Here is a 20,406-nt window from a genome sequence, read left to right on the forward strand (position 1 = left end):
CATGTCCCTCGCTCGCCGCGTCCTCCTCGGTGCGACCCCGGACGACTCGTCGCGTCGGTATCGGCTCCTCGTCCCGCCGCTGCTGTTGCTCGTCTCCTTCGCCGGCTACGCGCTGGGCGTCTTCTCCCACGCCGGCGGGGTGGTGTTCCTCGCGATCGACGCCGCGACCGTCGGCGTCCTCGCGGCCGCGGTCCTCGCCTACCGGCGGGCCGGGATCGCGCTCGCGTGGGGGGCCGTCTACGGAGCGCTGCTCGGGGCCAACGCCGACCACTACCTGCTGGGCCTCTCCGGTCGGTCCCTCGGGGAGCGCGTCGGCGCGCTCGGCGAGCTCGACGGCCTCGTCTTCGTCGGGGTCGAGGCGCTCGCGCTGGGGGCGATCGCGTGGGTCGCCGGCGCGGTCGCGGGGCGGGCGGTCGCCGAGGTCAGAGACCGGCGACGGGACGCGGCCGCGGAATGACGCGCCCGGCGAGTGACGCGCCCGCGGAGTACGGGGATTAAGACGCCCGAGCGCCGATCCGAACGCATGGACGACCTCGCGTGGGAGACGCTCGACACCGACATCGACTACGCCTGCCCCGGCTTCGACGTGCGACGCGACGAGGTGCGGTTCCCGGACGGGGAGACCGACGGGTTCCACTACGTCGACGAGCCGCCGGCGGTCGTGGTGCTCCCGCTGACGCCCGACGGCGACGTCGTCGTCATCGACGAGTGGCGGCAGGCGGTCGGGCGGGTGAACCGCGGGATCCCCGCCGGGACGATGGAGGCGGAAGACGGTGACGCGGAGTCCGCGGGCGAGGGGGAGGCCGCGACGACCGACGCGATCGAGCGCGCCGCGGCCCGCGAGCTCGCCGAGGAGACGGGGTACGAGGCCGACGCCTTCGAGCGGTTGACCACCGTCGAGCCCACGAACGGGATGGCCAACGCGGTCCACCACCACGTGCTGGCGACCGGCTGCGAGCCGACCGCCGAGCGCGAGTTGGACCACAACGAGTCGATCGCGGTCGAGACGGTGCCGTACGACGACCTCCTCGCCGCGGTCGTCGACGACGAACTGCGCGACGGGCGGGCCGTCACCGCGGTGCTGTGGTACGAGCTGCTCCACCGATAGCGGGCGGCGGGCGGTTCGTGAGCTACCGGTCGGCCGAGGGTCGACGCCGGCCGCTTCCGACACGGACAATCATTTTGCCGCGGGGGCCCTACCCGAGACGATGACAGATCCCTCCAGCGGCGATCCGACTCCGGACGGCGGGGTCCCCGAAGAGTTCGACGAGGTCGACCCGGACGCCGTCTCCGACGACGCCGGCGGCCCCGGGACGACCGGCGGCTCGCCGGGTGTCGCGGTGGCGACGGCGCTGGTCCTCGGCGTCCTCGGCCCCGTGATCGCGATCGCGAGCGGCGGGATCATCTTCGCCATCAGCGCGTTGACCGGGGGGCTCTCGCTGGCGGCGAGCGTCGTCCTGACCCTGATATTCGGCCAGTACGTCGCGTTCGGCGGGCTGGCGATCGCCTACCTCGCGTGGCGCGGGTTCGACCGCGAGGGGATCGTCTCGTACCTCGGCGTCCGGGTGCCGAGCCTCAAGGAGATCGGGATCGTCCTCGGCAGCTGGGTCGTGATCCTGATACTGGTCCTCGTGATCTCGACGATCGTCCAGCTGCTCGGGACGGAGACGGCGGCGAACCAGAGCGCGGAGCTGGCGATGGGGAACCCGGCGATCATCCCGCTCTTTATCGCCGCCTCGTTCCTCGTCATCGGCCCCTGCGAGGAGATCCTCTACCGCGGCGTCGTCCAGGGGCGGCTCCGCGAGTCGCTGCCCGCGGCCCCGTCGATCGTGCTCTCGGCCGCGATCTTCGCGGTCATTCACGTGATGGCGCTGACCGGGGGGCTCTCCGCGCGGCTGACGACGATCGGCATCCTGTTCGTGCCGAGCCTCGTGTTCGGCGCGGTGTACGAGTACACCGAGAACCTCGTCGTCCCCGCGCTGCTCCACGGCCTCCACAACGCCGTGATCTTCACCATCCTCTACGTCACCGTCACGCAGGTCGGTCCGGACGCGATGCCGGCGGTGATCGGCTTCCTCCCGGTCTGATCCGCGAGCGGTCGAGCGCCCTCAGTACAGGTCGCCCAGTTCCTCCTCGACGTGCGAGTGTTCCTCCGCGGGGAACTCGCCGCTGGTCACGGCCGCCTCGTACGCCTCGACGGCGTCGACCATCTCGCCGCGCACGTCCCCGAACCGCTTCGCGAACGGCGGCGACCACTCGCCGAGCCCGACCGCGTCGTTGATCACGAGCACCTGCCCGTCGCAGTCGGGGCCCGCGCCGATGCCGATCGTCGGGACGTCGAGCGCCTCGGTCACCGCGCCCGCGAGGTTCGCGGGGACGTGTTCCAACACGAGGGCGAACGCCCCGGCGTCGGCGTGCGCCCCCGCGAGGTCGATTATCTCCTCGGCCGCGTCCTGCTCGGTCCCCTGCCGGGTGTAGCCGCCGAGGCGGTTCACGTGCTGCGGCGTCAGGCCGAGGTGCGCCATCACCGGGATCCCGACCTCGGTCATGCGCCGGGTGGTCTCGACGGTGTGCGGGCCGCTCTCGATCTTCACCGCGTCCGCGTTCGCCTCCTTCAGCAGGCGGCCCGCGTTGCGGACGGACTCGGCCTCGTCGACGCCGAAGGAGAGGAACGGCATGTCGGCGACGACCAGCGCGTCCTCGGTCGCGCGCGCCACCGCCGCGGTCCGGCCCGCCACCTCGTCGAACGTGACGGGGAGCGTGGAGTCGTAGCCGAGGGCGGCGTTGCCCATGCTGTCGCCGACGAGGACGACATCGATCCCCGCCTCGTCGACGATCGCCGCCGTCGGGGCGTCGTAGGCGGTCAACATCGTGATCGGGTCCTCGCGCTCCCACAGCCCCCGCGTCGTGGTCATGTCTCGGAGTCACCCGCGCGACGCCGTAAAATCGTCGGGAACCGGAAAGGCGGGGCGGCACGTCCGAACGGCGTGGCGGGCCCGGACCGCCGCCGACCGCCACCGATTTGCCGCTCGGCCGCCGAGTCGGTCGCGTGCAACCAGTCGAACGGGCCGAGTACGAGGGGGTCGACTACGCGTGGGTGATGCAGACGACGTTCGTCGTCACCATCCTCGTGGGGGCTCCCGTCGTGGCGCTGCTGTCGACGCTCGTGACGCTGGAGACGTGGGGCGCGCGCGCCGCGTTCGCGGTCCGGGTCGGCGCACCCATCTGGTTCGTCACCGCGGTCGCGGTCGCGCTGTACGCGCGGCGGGCCGAGGCCGGCGACGGCGGCTCGAACGGCGACGCTGCCGGCGGAACGGAGCGAGACGGCGACGACGACGGCGCGGCCGGAGAGGACGGGTCGGAGTCCGTCGACTCGACCGCCGACCCGACCGACGAGACCGAGAGAGCCGACTGAACCGCGAGCGGCGCGGTACGGGTCGCTACTCGGCGAGCAGGTCCGAGACCCACGCGAAGTCGACGTCACCGCGCTCGGCGGCCACCGCGTCGGTCCGCGAGTCGCCGACGAACAGCGCGTCCGCCGGGGGGGCCCCGAGCCGGTCGATCGCCGCGAGCAGCGACGCGGGGTCGGGCTTGTGGCTCCCGACGGTGTCGCGGCCGACGATCGCGTCCGCGACGAGCGCGTCGTCGAGCCCGTGCGTCTCGGCCGCGATCCGGCACGCCGCCTCGCAGTTGAGCGAGCAGACGCCCGCGGGCGGGTGGGGGGCGTCGCCGTCCGCGAGTCGCTCGGCGAGCGGGAGCCGCGTCGAGCCGCGGGCGCCGGGGCGCTCGTGGCCCGCGATCGCCTCCTCGACCGCGTCCCGGATCCCGTAGTCGTCGGCCGCCCCGAGGAGCCCCCACAGCTCCTCGGTCGGCGGGATGAGCGCGTGTTCGGCGTACACGTCGAGGACCGCGTCGGCGACCGCGTCCCAGTCGACCGCGAGCTCGACGAGCGTCCCGTCGAGGTCGTAGACGACCGCGTCGTACGCGGCGAGCCGGGACCCGTCGCTCACTCGCCGAACACCCCCCGAGCGACGATCGTCTTCTGGACCTCCGTGGTCCCCTCGTATATCTCCGTGATCTTCGCGTCGCGGTAAAGGCGCTCGACGTCGAACTCGGTCGTGTAGCCGTAGCCGCCGTGGATCTGGATCGCCTCGTTCGTCACCGACATGGCGGCCTCGCTGGCGCGGTACTTCGCCTTCGAGGCGGCGACGCGGTAGTCCTCGCCCGCCTCCGCCTGCCGGCACGCCTCGCGGACGAGCAGCCGTGCGGCCGACACGTCGGTCGACATCTCCGCGAGCTTGTGCCGGATCGTCTGTATCTCCGCGATCGGCCGGTCGAACTGCTCGCGCTCCTCCGCGTACGATTTCGCCTCGTCGAGCGCCGCCTGCGCGACGCCGACCGCCTGCGCCGCGATGCCGATCCGGCCCTCGGTGAGCGTCCGGAAGGCCGCGGATAGCCCCTTCCCCGGCTCAGTAAGCCGGTTCTCGGCGGGGACCCGGCAGTCGTCGAAGCTGATTCCGGTCGTGTCCGACGCGCGGAGCCCGAGCTTCTCCTCCTTCTTGCCGACCTCGAAGCCGTCCGTGTCGGCCGGCACGAGGAACTGCGTGATCGCGTCGTCGGGGTCGCTGGCGTCGTCGCCGTCGCGTGCCTCGTCGTCGACCTTCGCGAAGACGATGGCGACGCCGCCGCGCTTCCCGTTCGTGATCCACTGCTTCTCGCCGTTCAGGACGTACTCGTCGGTCTCGGGGTCGTACGTCGCGGTCGTCGACATCTCCGCGGGGTTCGAGCCCGCGTGCGGCTCGGAGAGACAGAACATCCCGACCGGTCTGCCGGTCTCGGCCATCTCGGGGAGCCACGCCTCGCGCTGGGCCTCGCTGCCGAACTCGGCGATACAGGAGGTGGCGAGGCAGTGGACGGAGAGCGCGGTCGCGACCGCGAGCGACCCGTGCGCCAGCGCCTCGTTGGCGACCGCGTAGGTCGTCTCGTCGGCCCCGAACCCGCCGTACTCCTCGGGGACCGTCAGTCCCGTCAGGCCCAGCTCCGCGAGCCCGTCCCACACGTCCTCCGGGAACGTCTCCGTCTCGTCGGCTTCGGCCGCGGTCGGTCGGACCTCCGCGGCCGCGAACTCCTCGACGAGGTCGTGGACCGCCTGCTGTTCGTCGGTGAGCGCCGAGCCGACGCGTGCTCCGGTCATGTCACCGACTTCGGTCCCTCACCGAAAAAGGTGAGCGATCCGCGGGACCGTCCGCCTCGGTGTCCCGGACGGCGTCGACGCCGCCTACTCGCCCGAGTCGCGCGCCGCCCAGAGCGGGTACAACTCGTCGCGGGGCGGCTCGGTGAGCGCCTCCCCGCCGAGTCGGACGGTGCCCGCGGCGTGACCGGCGGCCGCGTCGTCGGCCGAGTCGGCGTCCCCGGTCGCGGCGGCCTCGACGACGCCGATCTCCGCGCCCGCGATCCCGGCCGCGTCGAGGGCGTCGAGCGCGTCGTCGACCCGCGCCGGCGGGACGGCGGCCAGCAGCGCGCCGGAGCCGAACGTCGCGAGCGGGTCGACGCCGAGCGCGTCACAGCAGGCCCGCGTCTCGGGGCGGACCGGGACCGCGCCCCGGTCGACCGCGAAGACCGCCTCGCTCGCCGCCGCCATCTCGACGAGGGCGGTCGCGACGCCGCCCTCCGTCGGGTCGTGGAGCGCGGTCGCGGCGTCGCGGACCGCGGCCGCGTCGGGGACGACGCTCACCTCGTCGAGGAAGTCCGCGGCGGCGTCGAGCGTCGCGGGAGCGACGCCGGCCGCCAGACACTCCTCGCGGAAGTCGGTCGCGAGGATGGCCGTCGCCTCGATCGCCGCGCCCTTCGTGAGCAGGAGGCGGTCGCCCGGCTCGGCCCCGCCGCTCGACACGAAGCGGTCCGTCGTCCCCATCGCCGTCATCGAGCAGAGCGGGCGGTCGAGCGCGTCCAGCACCTCGGTGTGGCCCCCGACGACCGACGCGCCGAGGGCGCTCGCGGTCGCGTCGACCTGGTCGACGACGGCCCGGAGTCGGTCGGGATCGTCGTCCGGCAGGAAGAGCGTGTGCGTGAGCCACCGCGGGTCGGCCCCGCTCGCGGCGACGTCGTTACAGGCGACGTGGACCGCTAGCGTCCCGACCGACTCGGCCGCCAGCGACAGCGGGTCGGCCGCGACGACGAGCGTCTCGCCCGCGCCGCGCAGGTCGATCGCGGCCGCGTCCTCGCCGTAAGCCGGTCCCTGCGTCACCGCGGCGTCGGGCGCGCCGGTCGCCGCGAGCGCCGCGGCGAGCGCCTCGGGGCCCAGCTTCCCGGTCATCGCTCGCGGAGCCACGCCGCGACGGCCTTCGGGTCCGCGTCGAGGCCGCCGCCCTGCGCGAACGTCGGGCCGCCGCCGCCCCCGCCGCCGAACTCGTCGGTGACCGCGCCGACGGCGTCGCCCGCGTCGACGGTCGCGTCGCCGGCGGCCGCGACCACGACGAAGGGGGCGTCGCCCGCGCCGACCGCGGCGAGGGCGTCGAGGTCGTCGTCCGGTCCGCCCGAGTCGCCGTCGACGATTGCGGTCGCCGGCTCCCGGAGCTCGTTCGGTTCGGCGTCGGCGACGGTCCCGATCGCCCACCGCGCGCCGTCGACCTCGACGGTCGGGAGGTCCCGCAGGCGGGCGGCGAGCAGCTCTCCCCGCGCCTCCCGGAGGTCCGCCTCCAGCCGGTCGGCCTCGTCGCGGAGGCGGGAGACGGCGTCGGGGAGGTCGCCGACGCGGGCGTCCAGCGTCGTCGCGGCGTCGAGCGCGGCGGCGTGGACCGCGCCGATCTCGTCGATGGCGGTCGGCCCGACCGCGAACTCGACGCGGGTCACGCCCTCGCCCGGGTTCGACCGGTCCAGCACCGCGATCGGTCCGATCTCGGCGGTGTTCGCGACGTGGGTCCCGCCGCAGGCGGCGACGTCCCACGGGTCGTCCGCGTCGCCGACCGTCACGACACGGACCGCGCCGCCGCTCATCGCGCCCTCCTCGGTTTTGGTGTTGAACGCGATCCCGTCGACGTCGCGGGCCTCCTCGGCCGAGTGCGTCGCCCACGAGACGGGCAGCGAGTCCCAGACGGCGCGGTCGGCGAGCCGCTCTAACTCGACCAGGTCGCCGTCGTCCAGCGGCTCGGCGGTCGTCAGGTCGACGCGGACCTTCGTCTCCGAGATGTCGAAGCCGGCGTAACCGAGGTCCTCGGCGATCCGGCGCGCGGCCCCGTACAGCACGTGGGAGGCGGTGTGCGCGCGGGCGCAGTAGGTCCGGAACGCGTCGTTGATCAGGCCCGCGACCTCGTCGCCGGGCGCGAGGTCGGGGTCCGCGTCGGGGTCGAGCGCGTGGACCACGTCGCCGTCCCGCTCGGTCACGTCGGCGACGAGGTGGCCGTCGAGCGTCCCCCGGTCGGCCGGTTGGCCGCCCGATTCGGGGTAGAAGTACGTCTCGTCGAGGACGACCTCGCGGCCGTCGACGCGGTCGACCGTCGCTTCGAACTCCCGGACCGTCGGCTCGGCCGGCGCGCGTGAAGCGGTCATTGCCGGGTCGTGGGCGCGGGCGGGTAAATAGGTGACCGCCGCCGCATAGCTGATAACCGACTGCGGTGGCGTCGCCGGCGGCTCTGCCGCCGGCTGTAAGAGGCGCGTCGCGCCTCTCTGCGTGCCTCCGAGTGGCCGCCGAAGGCGGCCGCGAGGCGCACGCGCGAGGGAGTCGCTGGCGGCGGGAGCCGCCGGCGACGAGGCTGGGGAGGCGTGAGGCTGCGGAGCTGTGCGGGGCGGGGCTTCGGTGGTGGTACTGGCGGTGCCGGCAATGTACGACCGAACGACTGGGCCTCGCGGTACTCGTCGACGATCCGTGGGGATCAATTCGTAAACGGACGCCGGCACCGCTAGCGGCTACTCATAAATGGCGAGAACCGCCGAGCTCACCCCTCCAGTTCGAACGCGACCTCGACTTCGGCCTGATACTCGCGGTCGGTCGCGCCCTGTAACTCGACGCCGAACTCCTCGACTTCGACCCAGTAGACGTTGTCCAGCGTGTCCTCGGCGCGGTCGATGGCGTCGTCGGCCGCGGCGTCGAAGCTCTCCTCGCTCGTCCCGATCAGCGTGATCTTCTTGAACACCATGTCACGTGCTGGTAGGACACACGGGGGGATAAAAATAGGCGTCTCCGGGGGCGAAGTGGGGGCGACCCCCGTCTCCGGCGTCGCTCAGCCGGCTACCTGCCCACGGTCGCGCGACCGGTGACGGTCTCCATCCGCAGTTCGTAGAGGTCGAACGCGACGTCCTCGACCGCTTCGTCGAAGAGCCGGAACGGCTGGAACCACTCGTTGAGCGTCGCCTCGTCGACATCGCGCTCGTACCGCCTGATCGGCCCGCGGACGTGGACGCTCCACGACTCGTCCGTCGACCCCTCGTAGCACACGAACGTGGCGGTGTCGGTCGCCTCGATGAACCGGCCCTTCTCGCCGTCGCCGTCGTGTGCGCTCACGCGGAGGAGGAGGCGGTCGCCGTCGTAGTGGTAGCTGAGCGGGACGGCGTACGCGTCGTCGCCGTTCGCCAACCCCAGAACGCCGTGTTCGCCGGCCCGGAGGCGGGCGTCGATAGCCGACTCGGTCATGCCGCTGGTGTAGACGTACTCGACGTGTTCCATGAGGACCGTACGCGACGGGGCCGCAAATACCCGTAGCCGCGGGGGCGGTCAGGGGCTTCCCGGCGCGCCTTCCATCACGGCGAAGTCCTCGCCGTCGTGGTCGACGCCGATGACGGCCCAGTCGTAGGGGGGTTTCGAGGTGACGAGCCGTTCCTGGAGGTCGGCCGCGCGGTCGCGCCACGTGACGAAACACCGGAGCCGAGCCGCGTCACCGCCGTCTGCGAGATACGGGTCGAGGTCGTCGTCGTCCATACACAGCACCGTCACGAACACGCGCCGCCACTTGCGTTCCGCGACGAACTCTCGTCCGCCGTCGGAGACGGTGTATCCCAGTTCGCGGAAGACGTCTCTGGCCTCGGTCGTCGGGGGGATGCTCGCAGTGGCCATCTACCTCGGAGTTCGGTTCCATCCGTGATAAAGTTTCTCACGATTTCGGATGCGGAGAATCGTCGGTGCGACCGGGAACGGTCGGGAGAGCCGCGAGCGCGGCTCGTCGCCGGAGACTCACTCGTGGGCCGCGTCCCAATCGTCCGGCTTCCGGAGGTTGCCGCACTCGGTACACTGGATCCGGCCCATCGTGTCCATCGCCGTGTCGAACGAGCCGCAGTTGCCGCAGCGGAACCCCCAGCGGGACTCGGCCGCCTCGTCGGCGAACACGAGGTAGAAGGGGCCGTCCGCGCCGCGTTCCGTGCGCGACCGGTCGGTGTACACCCGCTCCCCGCTCGGCGTCGTCGTCGCTTCCAGACTCATGAGAGCCCGTACCCGCCCGAGCGACTTAAGCGGCGGACTCGCGGGTCGCGGAACGGGGAGGTCGAAAACAGGAGATCGAACCGCGAACGGGGCCGTTACGTCCGGAAGGACTCGCCGCAGCCGCACTCGGAGACGACGTTCGGGTTCTCGACCTCGAAGCCGGCCGCCTGGAGCCCGTGTTCGTAGTCGAGCGTGCTCCCGCCGATGTAGTTCCGGCTCGCGGGGTCGACGAACACGCGGAGCCCGTGGTGTTCCACGACGAGGTCGTCCTCCTCCGGCTCGGTGTCGAAGCGCATGCCGTACGACAGCCCCGCGCAGCCGCCCTGCTGGACGAACAGCCGCAGTCCGGCGATGTCGGTGTCGAGCCCCTCGCCCGCCAGGAGCGAGAGCGCCTCCTCGGCGGCGTCCGGCGTCACCTCGATCGCCGGGTCGTTCCCCTCGGTCCCGGTGTCGGCCGGTTCGGTACTCATGCGAACGCGTTCGGCGTCGACACTCAAAACCCTGCCGGCGGAGGCGACCCGTCAGGTCGCTGCGTCAGCGCTCGGATCCGCGTCGGTGTTCGGGTCCGACTCGGGTTCGGGCGCGCCGTTGCGAGCGGCCGCGGCAGGGCCGACGGCCCCGCTGACCGTCACGTCGCGCTTCGGGTACGGGATCTCGATGCCGGCCTCCTGAAGCGCCACGTACAGCGCGCGGTTGAGTTCGTGTTGCGCGCGCCGGCGACGGGTGGGCCCGTTCACCCAACAGAGGATCTCGTACCGGAGTGACGAGTCGCCGAACGACCGGAACCGCGCCCGCGGCTTCGGGGAGTCGAGGACCAGCGGTTCGGCCTCCACAACCGCCATCGCGAGCGCCTCGAACTCGTCCACGTCCGTCCCGTAGGCGACGCCGATCGGGACCCGGACGCGGCGGCGGCGCTGGGGCGCGGACTCGTTCGTCACCTTCGAGGCGTTGAGCGCCGCGTTCGGAACCGTCACCAGCACCTCGTCGCGGGTGAGCAGCGTCGTCGAGCGCACGCCGACCTTGATCACCGTGCCGGCGGTGCCGTCGTCCAAGACGATGTAGTCGCCGATCTTGTAGGTGTCGTCGAAGTACAGCGCGATCCCGCCGAAGAAGTTCGCGACGGTGTCCTTCGCGGCGAAGCCGACCGCGATGCCCGCGACCCCCGCCGCGCCGAGCAGGGGCGTGATCTCGATACCCCACAGCCACAGGAGGGTGCCGACGCTCCCGACGAGCACCGCGAGCGTCCAGACGTTCGAGAACACGGGCGCGAAGTCGAACCGGCCGCCCTCGGCGTTGACCGCGGCGACAAGTCGGTTCACGACGGTGTTCGCCCCGTACGCCCAGACGAGGGCGATGACCGACAGCGACGGCCGCCCGAACGCCGCGTCGAGCAGTTCGGGGCTCACGAGCACCGACGACCGGACCGACGGCACCTGCGTGAGGAGGAACACGCCGGCGAGCGCGGCGGTGACGACGAGCGGCGCGCGGAGCGAGGAGACGACGATGTCGTCGTACGCGGAGTCGGTGCTCGCGACGTACCGGCGGGCGGCCCGCAGGATCGCGTACTCCATCCCCACGGCGGCGACGACCGAGACGACGAGGACCGCGACCGTCGCTTCCAGCGCCGTGAACCCCTCGAACAGCGTCAGCGGCGACGGAAACATACCGTTCCGAGGCGGTTCCGTGACATAACCGTTGCTGCCCGCCGAACCGCCGGACGCGCGGCTACTCGAACCGCTTCCGGACGCTCTCGGCGTGCGCGTCCAACCCCTCCGCCTCGGCGAGCGTCGTGACCGTCTCGGAGAGGTCGGCGAGCGCGTCGCGGTCGAGCCGCTGGACCGTCGACGATCGGAGGAACGTGTCCACGGAGAGTCCGCCGTACCGCTTCGCGCCGCCGTTCGTCGGCAGCACGTGGTTCGTCCCGGCCGCGTAATCGCCCGCGGCGACGGGCGAGTACGGCCCGAGGAAGACGGAGCCGGCGTTGGTGATCCGATCTAAGAGCGCCTCGTCGTCGGCGGCGACGATCGAGAGGTGCTCGGCGGCGTACTCCTCGGCGAACAGCACGGCCTCGGGCATCGACCGCGCGCGGAGGACGCCGGAGGCCTCGTTGTCGAGGGCGGCCCGGATCGTCTCCTCGCGCTCGCGCTCTGCCGCCTGCGCGTCGACCGCGTCGACGACCGCGTCGGCGAGGTCGGCGTCGTCGGTGACAGCGACCACGGAGGCGTTCGGGTCGTGTTCGGCCTGCGCGACGAGGTCGGCCGCCACGAGGTCGGGGTCCGCCGTCTCGTCCGCGAGGACCAGCACCTCGCTCGGCCCGGCGAGGAAGTCGATCTCCACGTCGCCCTGAACGATCGACTTCGCCGCGGTGACCCACTTGTTCCCGGGCCCCACGATCTTCTGGGTCCGCGTCACCGTCTCCGTGCCGTACGCGAGCGCGGCGATGGCCTGCGCGCCGCCGACCTGGTACACCGCGTCGGCCCCCGCCTCGTGGATCGCCGCGAGGGTGACCGGGTTCAGGTCCGCCGCCGGCGGCGTGGCGACCGCGACGTGGTCGACGCCGGCGACGACCGCGGGGATGACGCCCATCAGCGCGCTGGAGGGGTACGCGGCCGCGCCGCCGGGCACGTACACCCCGACGCGGTCGATCGGGCGGAAGCGCCGGCCGAGCTCTCGGCCGCCGAAGTCGTCGCGCCAGTCTTCCGGTCGCTGTCGTTCGTGGAACTCGCGGACGTTCGCGGCCGCCTCTCGGACGGCGTCGAGGACCGGATCGTCCGCGTCGGCGAGCTCCTCGTGCGCCCGCGCCGCGTCGTCGGTGATGTCCACGTTGCCGACGGCGACCCCGTCGAACTCCTCGGCGAACTCGCGGACCGCGACATCGCCCTCCTCGCGGACCCGGTCGACGATCTCCCGCACGTCTTCGCGGACCCCCTCGACGCCGGCGTCGCGCTCGAAGAAGGCGCGCCGTTCGGCCGGCGAGAGGTCCGCGACGGTTCGTACGTCCATACGCGTCGTGGGGGACCGCGGGGCAAGGGCGTTCCGACTCGGTCGGACCGCCCGGGCCGACCGCGCCGGCGCTCACGTCAGCGGTCGGATCCCGGTGACGTCGAGCAGTGCGAGGACGAGGAGCGCGGCCAGCAGCGCCGCCGCCGCGAAGAGGACGGGGGCGGACGCGGCGACGGCGACCCCGTACGGGGCCACCAGTCGCGTCGTGCCGCGGATGAGGAAGGAAATGAACACGAGGCCGAACGCGGCGAACGCGAGCGCGACGAACCGGGAGCGATCCATCCGGGCGCTCAGTCCGTCTGGGGGACGCCGGTCCCGTGGGGGCCGTGGCCGTGGGGCTCGCGGCTGGGGTCGAAGTCGGTACACATGTCGTAGAACACCGCCTCGGGGTCGCGGTTCCACTGCCACTTCCAGCGGGTTCGGACGAGCAGCGACAGCTTCCGCGTGAGCGACAGCTCCGGGGTGGTCGAGACGGTGTCGTACCCGAGGTCGCGGATGAGTCGGTGGTGGTCGACGTACAGCACCGCCGCGAGCAGCACCGCGAGCTGACAGTCCTCGGGGAGGTACTTGATCCCTGCGACGCCCTCCTCGTAGAGGCGCTCGGTGCGGGCCATCTCATCGCGGATCGCGGCCGCGACGTCCTCGCCGAACTCCAGGTCGAGGATCTGCTCCTCGCTCACGCCGTGGCGGCGGAGGGTCTCCAGCGGGAGGTAGATCCGGTCGCGCTCGACGACGTCCTCGCGGACGTCCCGGAGGAAGTTCGTCATCTGGAACGCCTCGCCGAGCTTCGTGGCGTGCGGGAGCGCCTCGGCCTCCTCCTCGGGGCCGAGGTCCATGATCGCCGTCATCATCCGCCCGACGGCGGCCGCGGAGCCGTCCATGTACGTCTCCAACTCGGCGTACGTCTCGTACCGGTCGGTGTCGATATCGCTCGCCATCGCGTCCACGAACGAGTGGACGTCCTCGTCGCGGATCCCGTTGCGCTCGCGCACCTCGGCGAACGCCTCCAACACGGGGTCGTCGGTCGACTCCTCGCCGAGCGCGGCGGCCCGGAGCCGGTCGAGTTCGGCCCGCTGCTCGGCGGGCGGCGCGGTGTCTTCGGCGTCGACAACCTCGTCGGCGATCCGGAAGAATCCGTACAGCACGTACGTCGGATGGCGAATCCGCTGTGGCAGCAGCCGGGTGGCGACGTGGAAGGTCTTCCCGGTGCGGCGCTGGATCCGCTTGCTCCGGGCAACCTGGTTTTGCTCTACCATGCTGACCTCGGGCGGTCGGCAAGGAGGGTCACGTACGGGTCGCCCATCATAAAAGAAAAGTCGGCCTCCAAGAACATAACAGTTCGCACAACACAGTTCGGGTCTCGGCCGGACCGGGGAATTCCGGCGACCGCCGCGACGCGCGAGGCGACCGGCGGCTCAGTAGAAGGTGTCGCTACAGTCGTAGACGACGCCGTGAGCCGGGCAGACGTACTTACAGTGCCGGTGGTACATCGGGGTCTCACAGAGCGGACAGGGGCGGCCGCCGTCTCGGGCGCGTTCGTCGCTCACGGGCGGACTTCGCGGTCGAGAGACAAAACGCTATCCGACGGCCGCCCGCCCAGACCCTGACCAGTCAGCGTCCGGCCGGCGACGGGGTCACTCGTCCGCCAGCCTGTCGTACACGGACCGGGCGACCGACTCCTCGCCGAACGGGAGCGTCAACACGCCCTCCCACTCGGACCCGGTGAGCGCGTCGACCGTCTGGCGGTCGAGTTCGACGCGCCGCACCTCGGTCCCGTCGAGCGTCATCGACACGACGAACGCCGCCGGGTCGTCCGTCGCGCCGGCCTCGTCGAGGCGGGTCCGGAACGACTCGACGCCCGCGTCGGGGAGCGCGACCTGGACGAGGTACTCGCCGTCCTCGGCGAAGACCCCCTTGACGCGGTCGAGGTCGCCCGCGTCGAACAGCAGCGCGTCGGTCCCGTCGTCGCCGGTCAGGCGCGCGACGAACGGCGCGTCCGGGTCGACGGCGGCCGATCGCGGGCCGGCGTCGGCGTCGGAACCGCCGCCCGTCGGTCCGGGTCCGTCGCCGCCGACGCCGGCGAGCGCCTCGCCGTCCGTCACCCTGGCCGCGCCCGCGAAACCGACGGCACCGACCGCGCAGACCGCGCCGAGGCCGCCGAGCACGCCCCGTCGAGAGATGTCCATACCCCGCGGTTTCGGCGAGCGGTGAAAAGGATTACACGCCGATTTCCGCGCGCGATAATTACGGATATCCGGAACGTTCGCCGCCGGGGGGGCTCTCCGATCACGCGGACGCGAAGGCGACGTCGTCGCGGGTCGCCGTCTCGCCGAACAGCCAGTCGGCGTGGTCGACGGCGTACTCGCGGTGTCCCTCGGTGATGTAGCCGAGCGCGTCCTCGACGACGACCGGGCGGTAGTCCCGGAGGCCAGCGCTGCCGGCGGTGTGGAGGACGCAGACGTTCGCGAGCGTGCCGCAGATCAGCAGGTCGTCGATCCCGTGCGCGTCGAGGTGTCCCTCTAGGTCCGTGCGATAGAAGGCGTCGTAGGTGTGCTTCTCGACGACGTGGTCCCCGTCGCGGACGTCGAGGTCGCCGACGAGTTCGGCGTCCCACGACCCCTCGACGACGTGTTCGCCCCACCGGTCGAACTCGTCGTAGTAGTGGGTCTCGTCGAACTGCTCGGGCGGGTGGACGTCGCGGGTGTAGACGACGGACGCGCCGGCCTCGCGGGCGGGGTCGACGAGCGCCGTCACCGGTTCGATGGCCGCCTCGCTCGGCTCGGCGTAGAGGCTCCCGTCGGGGTGGCAGAACCCGTTTTGCATGTCGACGACGACCACCGCGGTTGCTGTCGGATCGAACGCCATACCGGCGGTTGGCGCGCGAGGGCAAAAAGCGTCGTCCGCGCCGCGGGATCCGCCGGCCGGCGCCCCGTCGCGGCGGCGGCGCGCGACGCGGGCACGGGGCGGCTCGCCGGGCCGAAAAAATCCGCCGGCCGCGGCGGCGAAGGAACCGACAAACTACTTACCGGCGCGTCCGGTACGATATGTATGCGACGGGTTCTCACCCCCGCGAACGCGACCGCGATCGCCGTCGCGGTCGCCGTCCTGTGCGTCGTTTTCACCGCCGGCGTCGCCGCCGCTGCGGACGCCGGCTCGGTCGCCTCCGCGTCCGGGAGCGGGCCGGCAGCGCCGGGCGTCGCGCCCTCCGTCTCCGCCGACGAGTGCGGCCCCGGCGACGGCACCGAACTGGTCGGCTGTTGGAACGGGACCCACTACGAGGAGTCCGTGAACTTCGCGGAGACCGACGGACTCAACGAGACGCAGCTGGAGGCCCTGACGGACCTGACGATGGCGCGCGTCGAACACGTCCGCCAGCGTCCCTTCAAGAAGGACGTGCCGGTCGAGACGGTCAGCCGGAGCGAGTACGTCAACGACACCGCGAGCGGGAACGGCTCCGAGGCGTTCCGGCGCTGGAACGACCAAGTGTGGGAGGCGCTGTTCGTCGTCGGCGAGGGGACGGACGCCAACAGCGAGATCGACTCGGTGTTCGGCGGCGCGGTCTCCGGTTTCTACTCGCCGTCGCAGGACCGTATCGTCATCGTCGTCCCCGACGGGGAGTCGCCCGACATCGATCCCTCGACGCTCGCCCACGAGCTCCTCCACGCGATGCAAGACCAGTACCACGACCTCACCGACCCGCGCTACGTCGGCGTCACGCAGGACGGCGACCTCGCCGTCGACGGCATCATCGAGGGGGAGGCGGTCCACGTCGAGGAGCGCTACGCCGCCCGCTGTGACGCCAACTGGACCTGCGCCGAAGCGCCCGAGGGCGACGGCGGGGGCGGCGGCGGGCAGGAGTTCAACTTCGGCATCCTCCAGACCGTCCTCCAGCCGTACGGCGACGGGGCCGTGTACGTCCGCGAACTCCGCGACGAGGGCGGCTGGGCCGCCGTCAACGCGACGATGAACGACCCGCCGGCGTCGACGGCGGAGGTCATCCACCGGAACCCCGACTACGAGGAGGGCAACGTCTCGTTCGAGGACGCCGCGACCGGCGGCTGGGAGACGTACGCGGACCAGGGGGCCGACGGCGCGGAGACCGCCGGCGAGGCGTCGATGTTCGTGATGTTCTGGTACCAGAGCCTGGAGTACGAGTACGCCGTGTTAGAGCCCGGCGCGACCGTTCGGGAGAACGTCCAGATCCACCTCGATTCGGGGCCCCGGCTCCAGACCCGGGCGAGCTACAACTACGCGCACCCGGTGACCGACGGCTGGGCCGGCGACGAGCTGTACCCCTACCGGAACGGCGACCGCGACGGCTACGTCTGGGCGACCGAGTGGCAGACCGAGGACGACGCCGCGGCGTTCCGCGACGCCTACGTCCGGATGCTGACCGCGCACGGCGAGGACGACTACGCCGACGGGGCCGTGTACGAGATCGGCGAGGAGAGCGACTTCCCCGGCGCGTACGGCGTCGAGCGCAACGGGACGAGCGTGACGATAACGCACGCGCCCTCGCCGGCGGGCGTCCTCGAACTCCGACCGGACGCCGACCTCGCGCTCCCGGACGCCGGCGACGGAGCCGACGACGGAACGGACGGCGACGACGGCGGGAACACCACCGACGGCAACGGGACCGACGGTGACGATGAGAACGTCACCGACGAAGACGGCGGCGACGGGACCGACGGCGGCGACGGCGACGACGGGGAGAGCACCGAGGGCACCACCCCGGGGTTCGGCGTCGCGGCGGCGCTCGTCGCCCTCGTGGCGGTGCTCGCGCTGGGCGCGCGGCGGACCGCGTAGGCTCGTCCGTCTCGCGCGCGGGTCCGCTGGGAGCGTCGGGCGGGCGCTCCGTCGCTGCGGCGACGGCGCGACACGGGTGGCTTTTCGTCCCCGCGGTCGAACCACCGACCATGAGCGAGTTCGACATCGTCGACGCGGCCGCGATCCGGGACGGCCGCGCGACCGACGCGTACTTCGAGCGGACCGAGGCGGCGCTGGAGGCGGCGGACCGGAACCCCCGCGTCGTCGCCGAGGTGACCGCGGACCAGTTCCCGGACGGGGAGTTCGAGGTGTTCGCCGGGCTCGGCGACGCCGTCGAACTGCTCGCCGGCCGCGACGTCGACGTGGACGCGGTCCCGGAGGGCCACCTGTTCGACGGCGGCCCGGTGATGCGGATCGAGGGGCCGTACCTCGCGTTCGCGCGGCTCGAGACGTCGCTGCTCGGCTTCGTCTCGCACGCGTCGGGGATGGCGACGGCGGCGCTCGACTGCCGGGTCGCCGCGCCGGAGTCGCAGATCCTCTCGTTCGGCGCGCGCCACGTCCACCCCGCGATAGCCGCGGCGGTCGAGCGGTCGGCGCTCGTCGGCGGGTTCGACGGCTTCTCGCACGTCGCCGCCGGCGAACTGCTCGGGCGCGAGGCGTCCGGGACGATGCCCCACGCGCTCGCCATCTGCTTCGGCCGCGGCGAGCAGGAGGCCGCGTGGCGCGCCTACGACGAGGGCGTGCCGGCGGACGCGCCCCGGATCGCGCTGTGTGACACCTACTCCGACGAGGTCGACGAGGTGCTGCGGGCCGCGGAGACGCTCGGCGACGACCTCGACGGCGTCCGCCTCGACACGACCGGCTCCCGTCGCGGCGACTTCCGCCACATCGTTCGCGAGGTCCGGTGGGAGCTCGACGTCCGCGGCCACGGCGACGTCGACGTGTACGCCTCCGGCGGGCTCGGTCCCGCGGACCTCCGAGAGCTGCGCGACGTCGTCGACGGGTTCGGCGTCGGCGGATACGTCTCCAACGCGGACCCGGTCGACTTCGCGCTCGACATCGTCGAAGTGGACGGCGAGCCGGCCGCCAAGCGGGGGAAGCTCTCGGGCGCGAAGTCGGTCTACCGCACCGCCGATGGGGGCCACGCGGTCGGGCTCGCGGACCGCTCGGGGCCGGCGGGCGCGGAGTCGCTCATGGAGCCCGTGATCCGCGGCGGCGAGGTCGTCGACGGCGACGCGGGCGACCTGTCGGCGGCGGCGGAGCGGGCGCTCGCGGACGCGGAGGCGGCGGAGTACGGGAGCGATCGGTAGGTCCGGGTCTCACGCCTATTTTCGCGGACCGCCGCCGGCGACCGGTGTTCAGGGAGGGACGACGCGAGCGGCTACTCAGTGCGGGTCACTCCGAGTCGGTCGCGGCGTCGTCGCTCGGCTCGTCGCCGCGGTCGTCGACGCGTTCGCCGTCCGGTTCGGAGAGGGCGAGACAGGCCCACGCCCAGCCGCGGGCCCGGACGCGGCGCGGCGAGTCGGACACGGTCACGCCCTCCGGACGAGGTGGTCGCGGACCGCGCGCCCGCACTCGCGGAGCGTCTCGACGAGGCGCGTGACGGTCGAGAGGACGGGATGTGACACCGGGAAGTCGTCGTACAGGTACGCGACGGTCGACCGCTGCCGGAGCCCGACCGAGGCCCCGCGGCTCGCGGTGCGGTCGAGGTCGCTCTGCCGGTCCGCCAACAGCGTCTCGCAGGCCTCGATGCGTTCGCCGAGCGCCTCGTGGCGGCGGCGCAGGTCGTCGAATCCGAGCGCCGAGAGCGGCGTCTCGTCCGCGGTCGACAGCCAGTCGGTGACCCCGTGGACCGTCTCGCCGGCCGACCGGAGCGACGCCGCCTCGCGCTCCAGAGTTCGGTCGAACACCGCGAGCTCCGCAAGCCGGTCGTCGACGGCGGACTCGACAGCGGACGCGACCGGCCGCGTGAAGTCGTGGTCCGTCTTCGGCGAGAGCGCGACGGCGACGGAGTCGCCGAGTTCCTCGCGGACCGTCGCGAGCAGCGGTTCGCCGCCGGAGCCGTCGGGCACGCTGTGAGGTCGCACCGTCTCGGCGAACGCCTCGCGGACGCGGCGGCAGCCGTCGGTCGACGACGCGTTCGCCCCGCCGGCGACCGCGCGAACGCCGCCGCCGACCGGTCCCGAGCCGGTCCCGGCGCCGAACCCGTTGCCGGCGCTTCCGCCGTCGCCCGCGGCGACGGTGGGAACCGACGCGACCGCCGACCGGAACCGCTCGTAGGCGCGCCGCTCGTCCGCGGTCGCGTCGCGCTCAGCGGCCACGCGGTCGCGGGCGCGGTCGACGTGCGTCTCGACGGTCACCGCGGATCACCGCCGTCGAAGCGCCAGACGCGTGCGTTGCCCGTGTTCGTCATAGGGATTAGGCTAACCTAAAACATCAAAAAGCCACCGGTTTTTAGGACGGCCTAAGAAAACTGCGGGCCAGCGAGGTGTCGGAGAGCGGGCGCGAGCGGGACGGGCGGGGAGGCGGGAGAGCGGTGCCGCGGCTCGGCGGTGCGCGTCGAGCGGAAAGGAAGCGGTCCGCGAGGGGTCGGTCGGCCTACAGCTCTTCGACGGCGCCGCCGTCGGCGCGCTCTCGGAACACCTGTCCCTCGATGAGCGTCACCATCGTGTCCTCGTCCTGCCAAGCGGTCGGCGACAGCTTCGCCTTCCGGCAGGTGCGCGAGAGGAACTCCGCGCCGGACCAGCCGTTCTCGACCGGGACCGTCGGGTAGAGCCAGCCGTGGGCGTTACCGCTGTCGACGGCGACCCCGTGAGTGCCGATCCGGAGATCGTCGAGGGGGTCGTTCGTGAGGACGGTGTTCGAGACGACGAACACCGAGACGGTGATGTTGTCGAGCTCCTTCGGCTCGACCTCGGAGCCGCAGGAGTCGCCGGACGCCGCCTTGATCGCGGCCTCGACGATGGCGTGACCGAGCTGATCGGAGGTGTCCCACGCGCCGGCGCAGCCGCGGAGACGGCCCCGACCCCGAGTCGACTGGAGGCGGACGAAGGCTCCGGTGCGAGCGTAGAACGCCTCTCGCATGCTTCCGGGCTGTTCGCGTTGCCCGTGTCGAACGAACGACTCCACCGCCTCCCGCGCGAGTTCGACCGCTCGTGCACCGTCGTCGTACGACAGCTGAACGGTCTGGGCCTCGGACATGAGAGACTATTACGTTGCTGACG

Annotated in this window: 26 protein-coding genes; 6 read left to right on the top strand and 20 right to left on the bottom strand. The window is 72.4% G+C overall.

What is annotated here, in order from left to right:
- Position 1: 1 nt before the first annotated feature.
- The 3 genes from C464_RS14415 to C464_RS14425 all read left to right on the top strand — a co-directional run bounded on the left by C464_RS14415 (position 2) and on the right by C464_RS14425 (position 2,087).
- On the top strand, positions 2-457 hold the full coding sequence (locus C464_RS14415) for a hypothetical protein (RefSeq protein ID WP_006114488.1): 456 nt from the start codon (positions 2-4) through the stop codon (positions 455-457).
- Positions 458-523: 66 nt separating this feature from the next.
- On the top strand, positions 524-1,108 hold the full coding sequence (locus C464_RS14420) for an NUDIX hydrolase (RefSeq protein WP_006114489.1): 585 nt from the start codon (positions 524-526) through the stop codon (positions 1,106-1,108).
- Between the two features lie 100 nt (positions 1,109-1,208).
- Positions 1,209-2,087, top strand: coding sequence for a CPBP family intramembrane glutamic endopeptidase (locus C464_RS14425; RefSeq protein WP_006114490.1), 879 nt, complete (start codon positions 1,209-1,211; stop codon positions 2,085-2,087).
- Between the two features lie 21 nt (positions 2,088-2,108).
- Here the strand turns inward: C464_RS14425 and panB are convergent, their stop codons facing one another.
- Positions 2,109-2,915: a 3-methyl-2-oxobutanoate hydroxymethyltransferase gene (panB, locus tag C464_RS14430; RefSeq protein WP_006114491.1), complete on the bottom strand. Its 807-nt coding sequence runs from the start codon at positions 2,913-2,915 to the stop codon at positions 2,109-2,111.
- A 134-nt stretch (positions 2,916-3,049) separates the two neighbouring features.
- Here panB and C464_RS14435 point away from each other — a divergent pair, with 134 nt between their 5' ends.
- Positions 3,050-3,415 carry a DUF5822 domain-containing protein gene (locus tag C464_RS14435; RefSeq protein ID WP_006114492.1) on the top strand — a complete coding sequence of 122 codons (366 nt, stop codon included), beginning with the start codon at positions 3,050-3,052 and terminating at the stop codon, positions 3,413-3,415.
- A gap of 25 nt (positions 3,416-3,440) precedes the next feature.
- Here the strand turns inward: C464_RS14435 and C464_RS14440 are convergent, their stop codons facing one another.
- The 16 genes from C464_RS14440 to C464_RS14510 all read right to left on the bottom strand — a co-directional run bounded on the left by C464_RS14440 (position 3,441) and on the right by C464_RS14510 (position 15,280).
- Entirely contained in the window at positions 3,441-4,010 is a 570-nt protein-coding gene (locus C464_RS14440; protein WP_006114493.1) for an HAD family hydrolase, read from the bottom strand.
- On the bottom strand, positions 4,007-5,194 hold the full coding sequence (locus C464_RS14445; protein WP_006114494.1) for an acyl-CoA dehydrogenase family protein: 1,188 nt from the start codon (positions 5,192-5,194) through the stop codon (positions 4,007-4,009). The genes C464_RS14440 and C464_RS14445 overlap by 4 nt, the downstream gene beginning before the upstream one ends.
- Before the next feature lie 84 nt (positions 5,195-5,278).
- On the bottom strand, positions 5,279-6,316 hold the full coding sequence (locus C464_RS14450) for an AIR synthase family protein (protein ID WP_006114495.1): 1,038 nt from the start codon (positions 6,314-6,316) through the stop codon (positions 5,279-5,281).
- The gene (locus C464_RS14455) at positions 6,313-7,548 is read right to left on the bottom strand and encodes an alanyl-tRNA editing protein (protein WP_006114496.1); all 1,236 of its coding nucleotides are present in this window, start codon (positions 7,546-7,548) and stop codon (positions 6,313-6,315) included. Before C464_RS14455 ends, C464_RS14450 begins: the two co-directional genes overlap by 4 nt.
- 386 nt (positions 7,549-7,934) lie before the next feature.
- Positions 7,935-8,135, bottom strand: a complete 201-nt coding sequence (locus C464_RS14460; protein WP_006114497.1) for a dodecin — start codon at positions 8,133-8,135, stop codon at positions 7,935-7,937.
- Between the two features lie 92 nt (positions 8,136-8,227).
- A complete protein-coding gene (locus tag C464_RS14465) occupies positions 8,228-8,662 on the bottom strand; it encodes a pyridoxamine 5'-phosphate oxidase family protein (RefSeq protein WP_006114498.1) in 435 nt (144 codons plus the stop codon).
- 48 nt (positions 8,663-8,710) lie between these two features.
- Entirely contained in the window at positions 8,711-9,049 is a 339-nt protein-coding gene (locus C464_RS14470) for a DUF7116 family protein (RefSeq protein WP_006114499.1), read from the bottom strand.
- A gap of 117 nt (positions 9,050-9,166) precedes the next feature.
- The gene (locus C464_RS14475; RefSeq protein WP_006114500.1) at positions 9,167-9,412 is read right to left on the bottom strand and encodes a DUF5816 domain-containing protein; all 246 of its coding nucleotides are present in this window, start codon (positions 9,410-9,412) and stop codon (positions 9,167-9,169) included.
- Between the two features lie 95 nt (positions 9,413-9,507).
- A complete protein-coding gene (locus C464_RS14480; protein WP_006114501.1) occupies positions 9,508-9,882 on the bottom strand; it encodes a HesB/IscA family protein in 375 nt (124 codons plus the stop codon).
- A gap of 51 nt (positions 9,883-9,933) precedes the next feature.
- A complete protein-coding gene (locus C464_RS14485) occupies positions 9,934-11,076 on the bottom strand; it encodes a mechanosensitive ion channel family protein (RefSeq protein WP_006114502.1) in 1,143 nt (380 codons plus the stop codon).
- 61 nt (positions 11,077-11,137) lie between these two features.
- A complete protein-coding gene (gene hisD, locus C464_RS14490; protein ID WP_006114503.1) occupies positions 11,138-12,415 on the bottom strand; it encodes a histidinol dehydrogenase in 1,278 nt (425 codons plus the stop codon).
- 72 nt (positions 12,416-12,487) lie between these two features.
- Positions 12,488-12,697: a hypothetical protein gene (locus C464_RS14495; protein WP_006114504.1), complete on the bottom strand. Its 210-nt coding sequence runs from the start codon at positions 12,695-12,697 to the stop codon at positions 12,488-12,490.
- Between the two features lie 8 nt (positions 12,698-12,705).
- Positions 12,706-13,671 (bottom strand): phytoene/squalene synthase family protein, encoded by a 966-nt coding sequence (locus C464_RS14500; protein ID WP_006114505.1) that lies wholly within the window; start codon positions 13,669-13,671, stop codon positions 12,706-12,708.
- A gap of 159 nt (positions 13,672-13,830) precedes the next feature.
- A complete protein-coding gene (locus C464_RS19875) occupies positions 13,831-13,962 on the bottom strand; it encodes an HVO_2523 family zinc finger protein (RefSeq protein WP_006114506.1) in 132 nt (43 codons plus the stop codon).
- Positions 13,963-14,049: 87 nt separating this feature from the next.
- The gene (locus C464_RS14505) at positions 14,050-14,601 is read right to left on the bottom strand and encodes a hypothetical protein (RefSeq protein ID WP_006114507.1); all 552 of its coding nucleotides are present in this window, start codon (positions 14,599-14,601) and stop codon (positions 14,050-14,052) included.
- 100 nt (positions 14,602-14,701) lie between these two features.
- A complete protein-coding gene (locus tag C464_RS14510) occupies positions 14,702-15,280 on the bottom strand; it encodes a cysteine hydrolase family protein (protein WP_006114508.1) in 579 nt (192 codons plus the stop codon).
- A 183-nt stretch (positions 15,281-15,463) separates the two neighbouring features.
- Between C464_RS14510 and C464_RS14515 the strand changes: the two genes are divergently transcribed.
- A complete protein-coding gene (locus C464_RS14515; protein WP_006114509.1) occupies positions 15,464-17,221 on the top strand; it encodes an Hvo_1808 family surface protein in 1,758 nt (585 codons plus the stop codon).
- 110 nt (positions 17,222-17,331) lie between these two features.
- Complete coding sequence (locus C464_RS14520; RefSeq protein ID WP_006114510.1) at positions 17,332-18,492, top strand: nicotinate phosphoribosyltransferase; 1,161 nt, start codon at positions 17,332-17,334, stop codon at positions 18,490-18,492.
- An 85-nt stretch (positions 18,493-18,577) separates the two neighbouring features.
- Here the strand turns inward: C464_RS14520 and C464_RS19880 are convergent, their stop codons facing one another.
- The 3 genes from C464_RS19880 to C464_RS14530 form a co-directional block, all read right to left on the bottom strand.
- The gene (locus tag C464_RS19880; RefSeq protein ID WP_275039722.1) at positions 18,578-18,712 is read right to left on the bottom strand and encodes a hypothetical protein; all 135 of its coding nucleotides are present in this window, start codon (positions 18,710-18,712) and stop codon (positions 18,578-18,580) included.
- Between the two features lie 2 nt (positions 18,713-18,714).
- Positions 18,715-19,542: a DUF7260 family protein gene (locus tag C464_RS14525; RefSeq protein ID WP_006114511.1), complete on the bottom strand. Its 828-nt coding sequence runs from the start codon at positions 19,540-19,542 to the stop codon at positions 18,715-18,717.
- 238 nt (positions 19,543-19,780) lie between these two features.
- On the bottom strand, positions 19,781-20,383 hold the full coding sequence (locus C464_RS14530; RefSeq protein ID WP_006114512.1) for a TIGR00296 family protein: 603 nt from the start codon (positions 20,381-20,383) through the stop codon (positions 19,781-19,783).
- Positions 20,384-20,406 lie beyond the last annotated feature (23 nt).

This window comes from Halorubrum coriense DSM 10284 (genome assembly GCF_000337035.1).
Lineage (GTDB): Archaea > Halobacteriota > Halobacteria > Halobacteriales > Haloferacaceae > Halorubrum > Halorubrum coriense.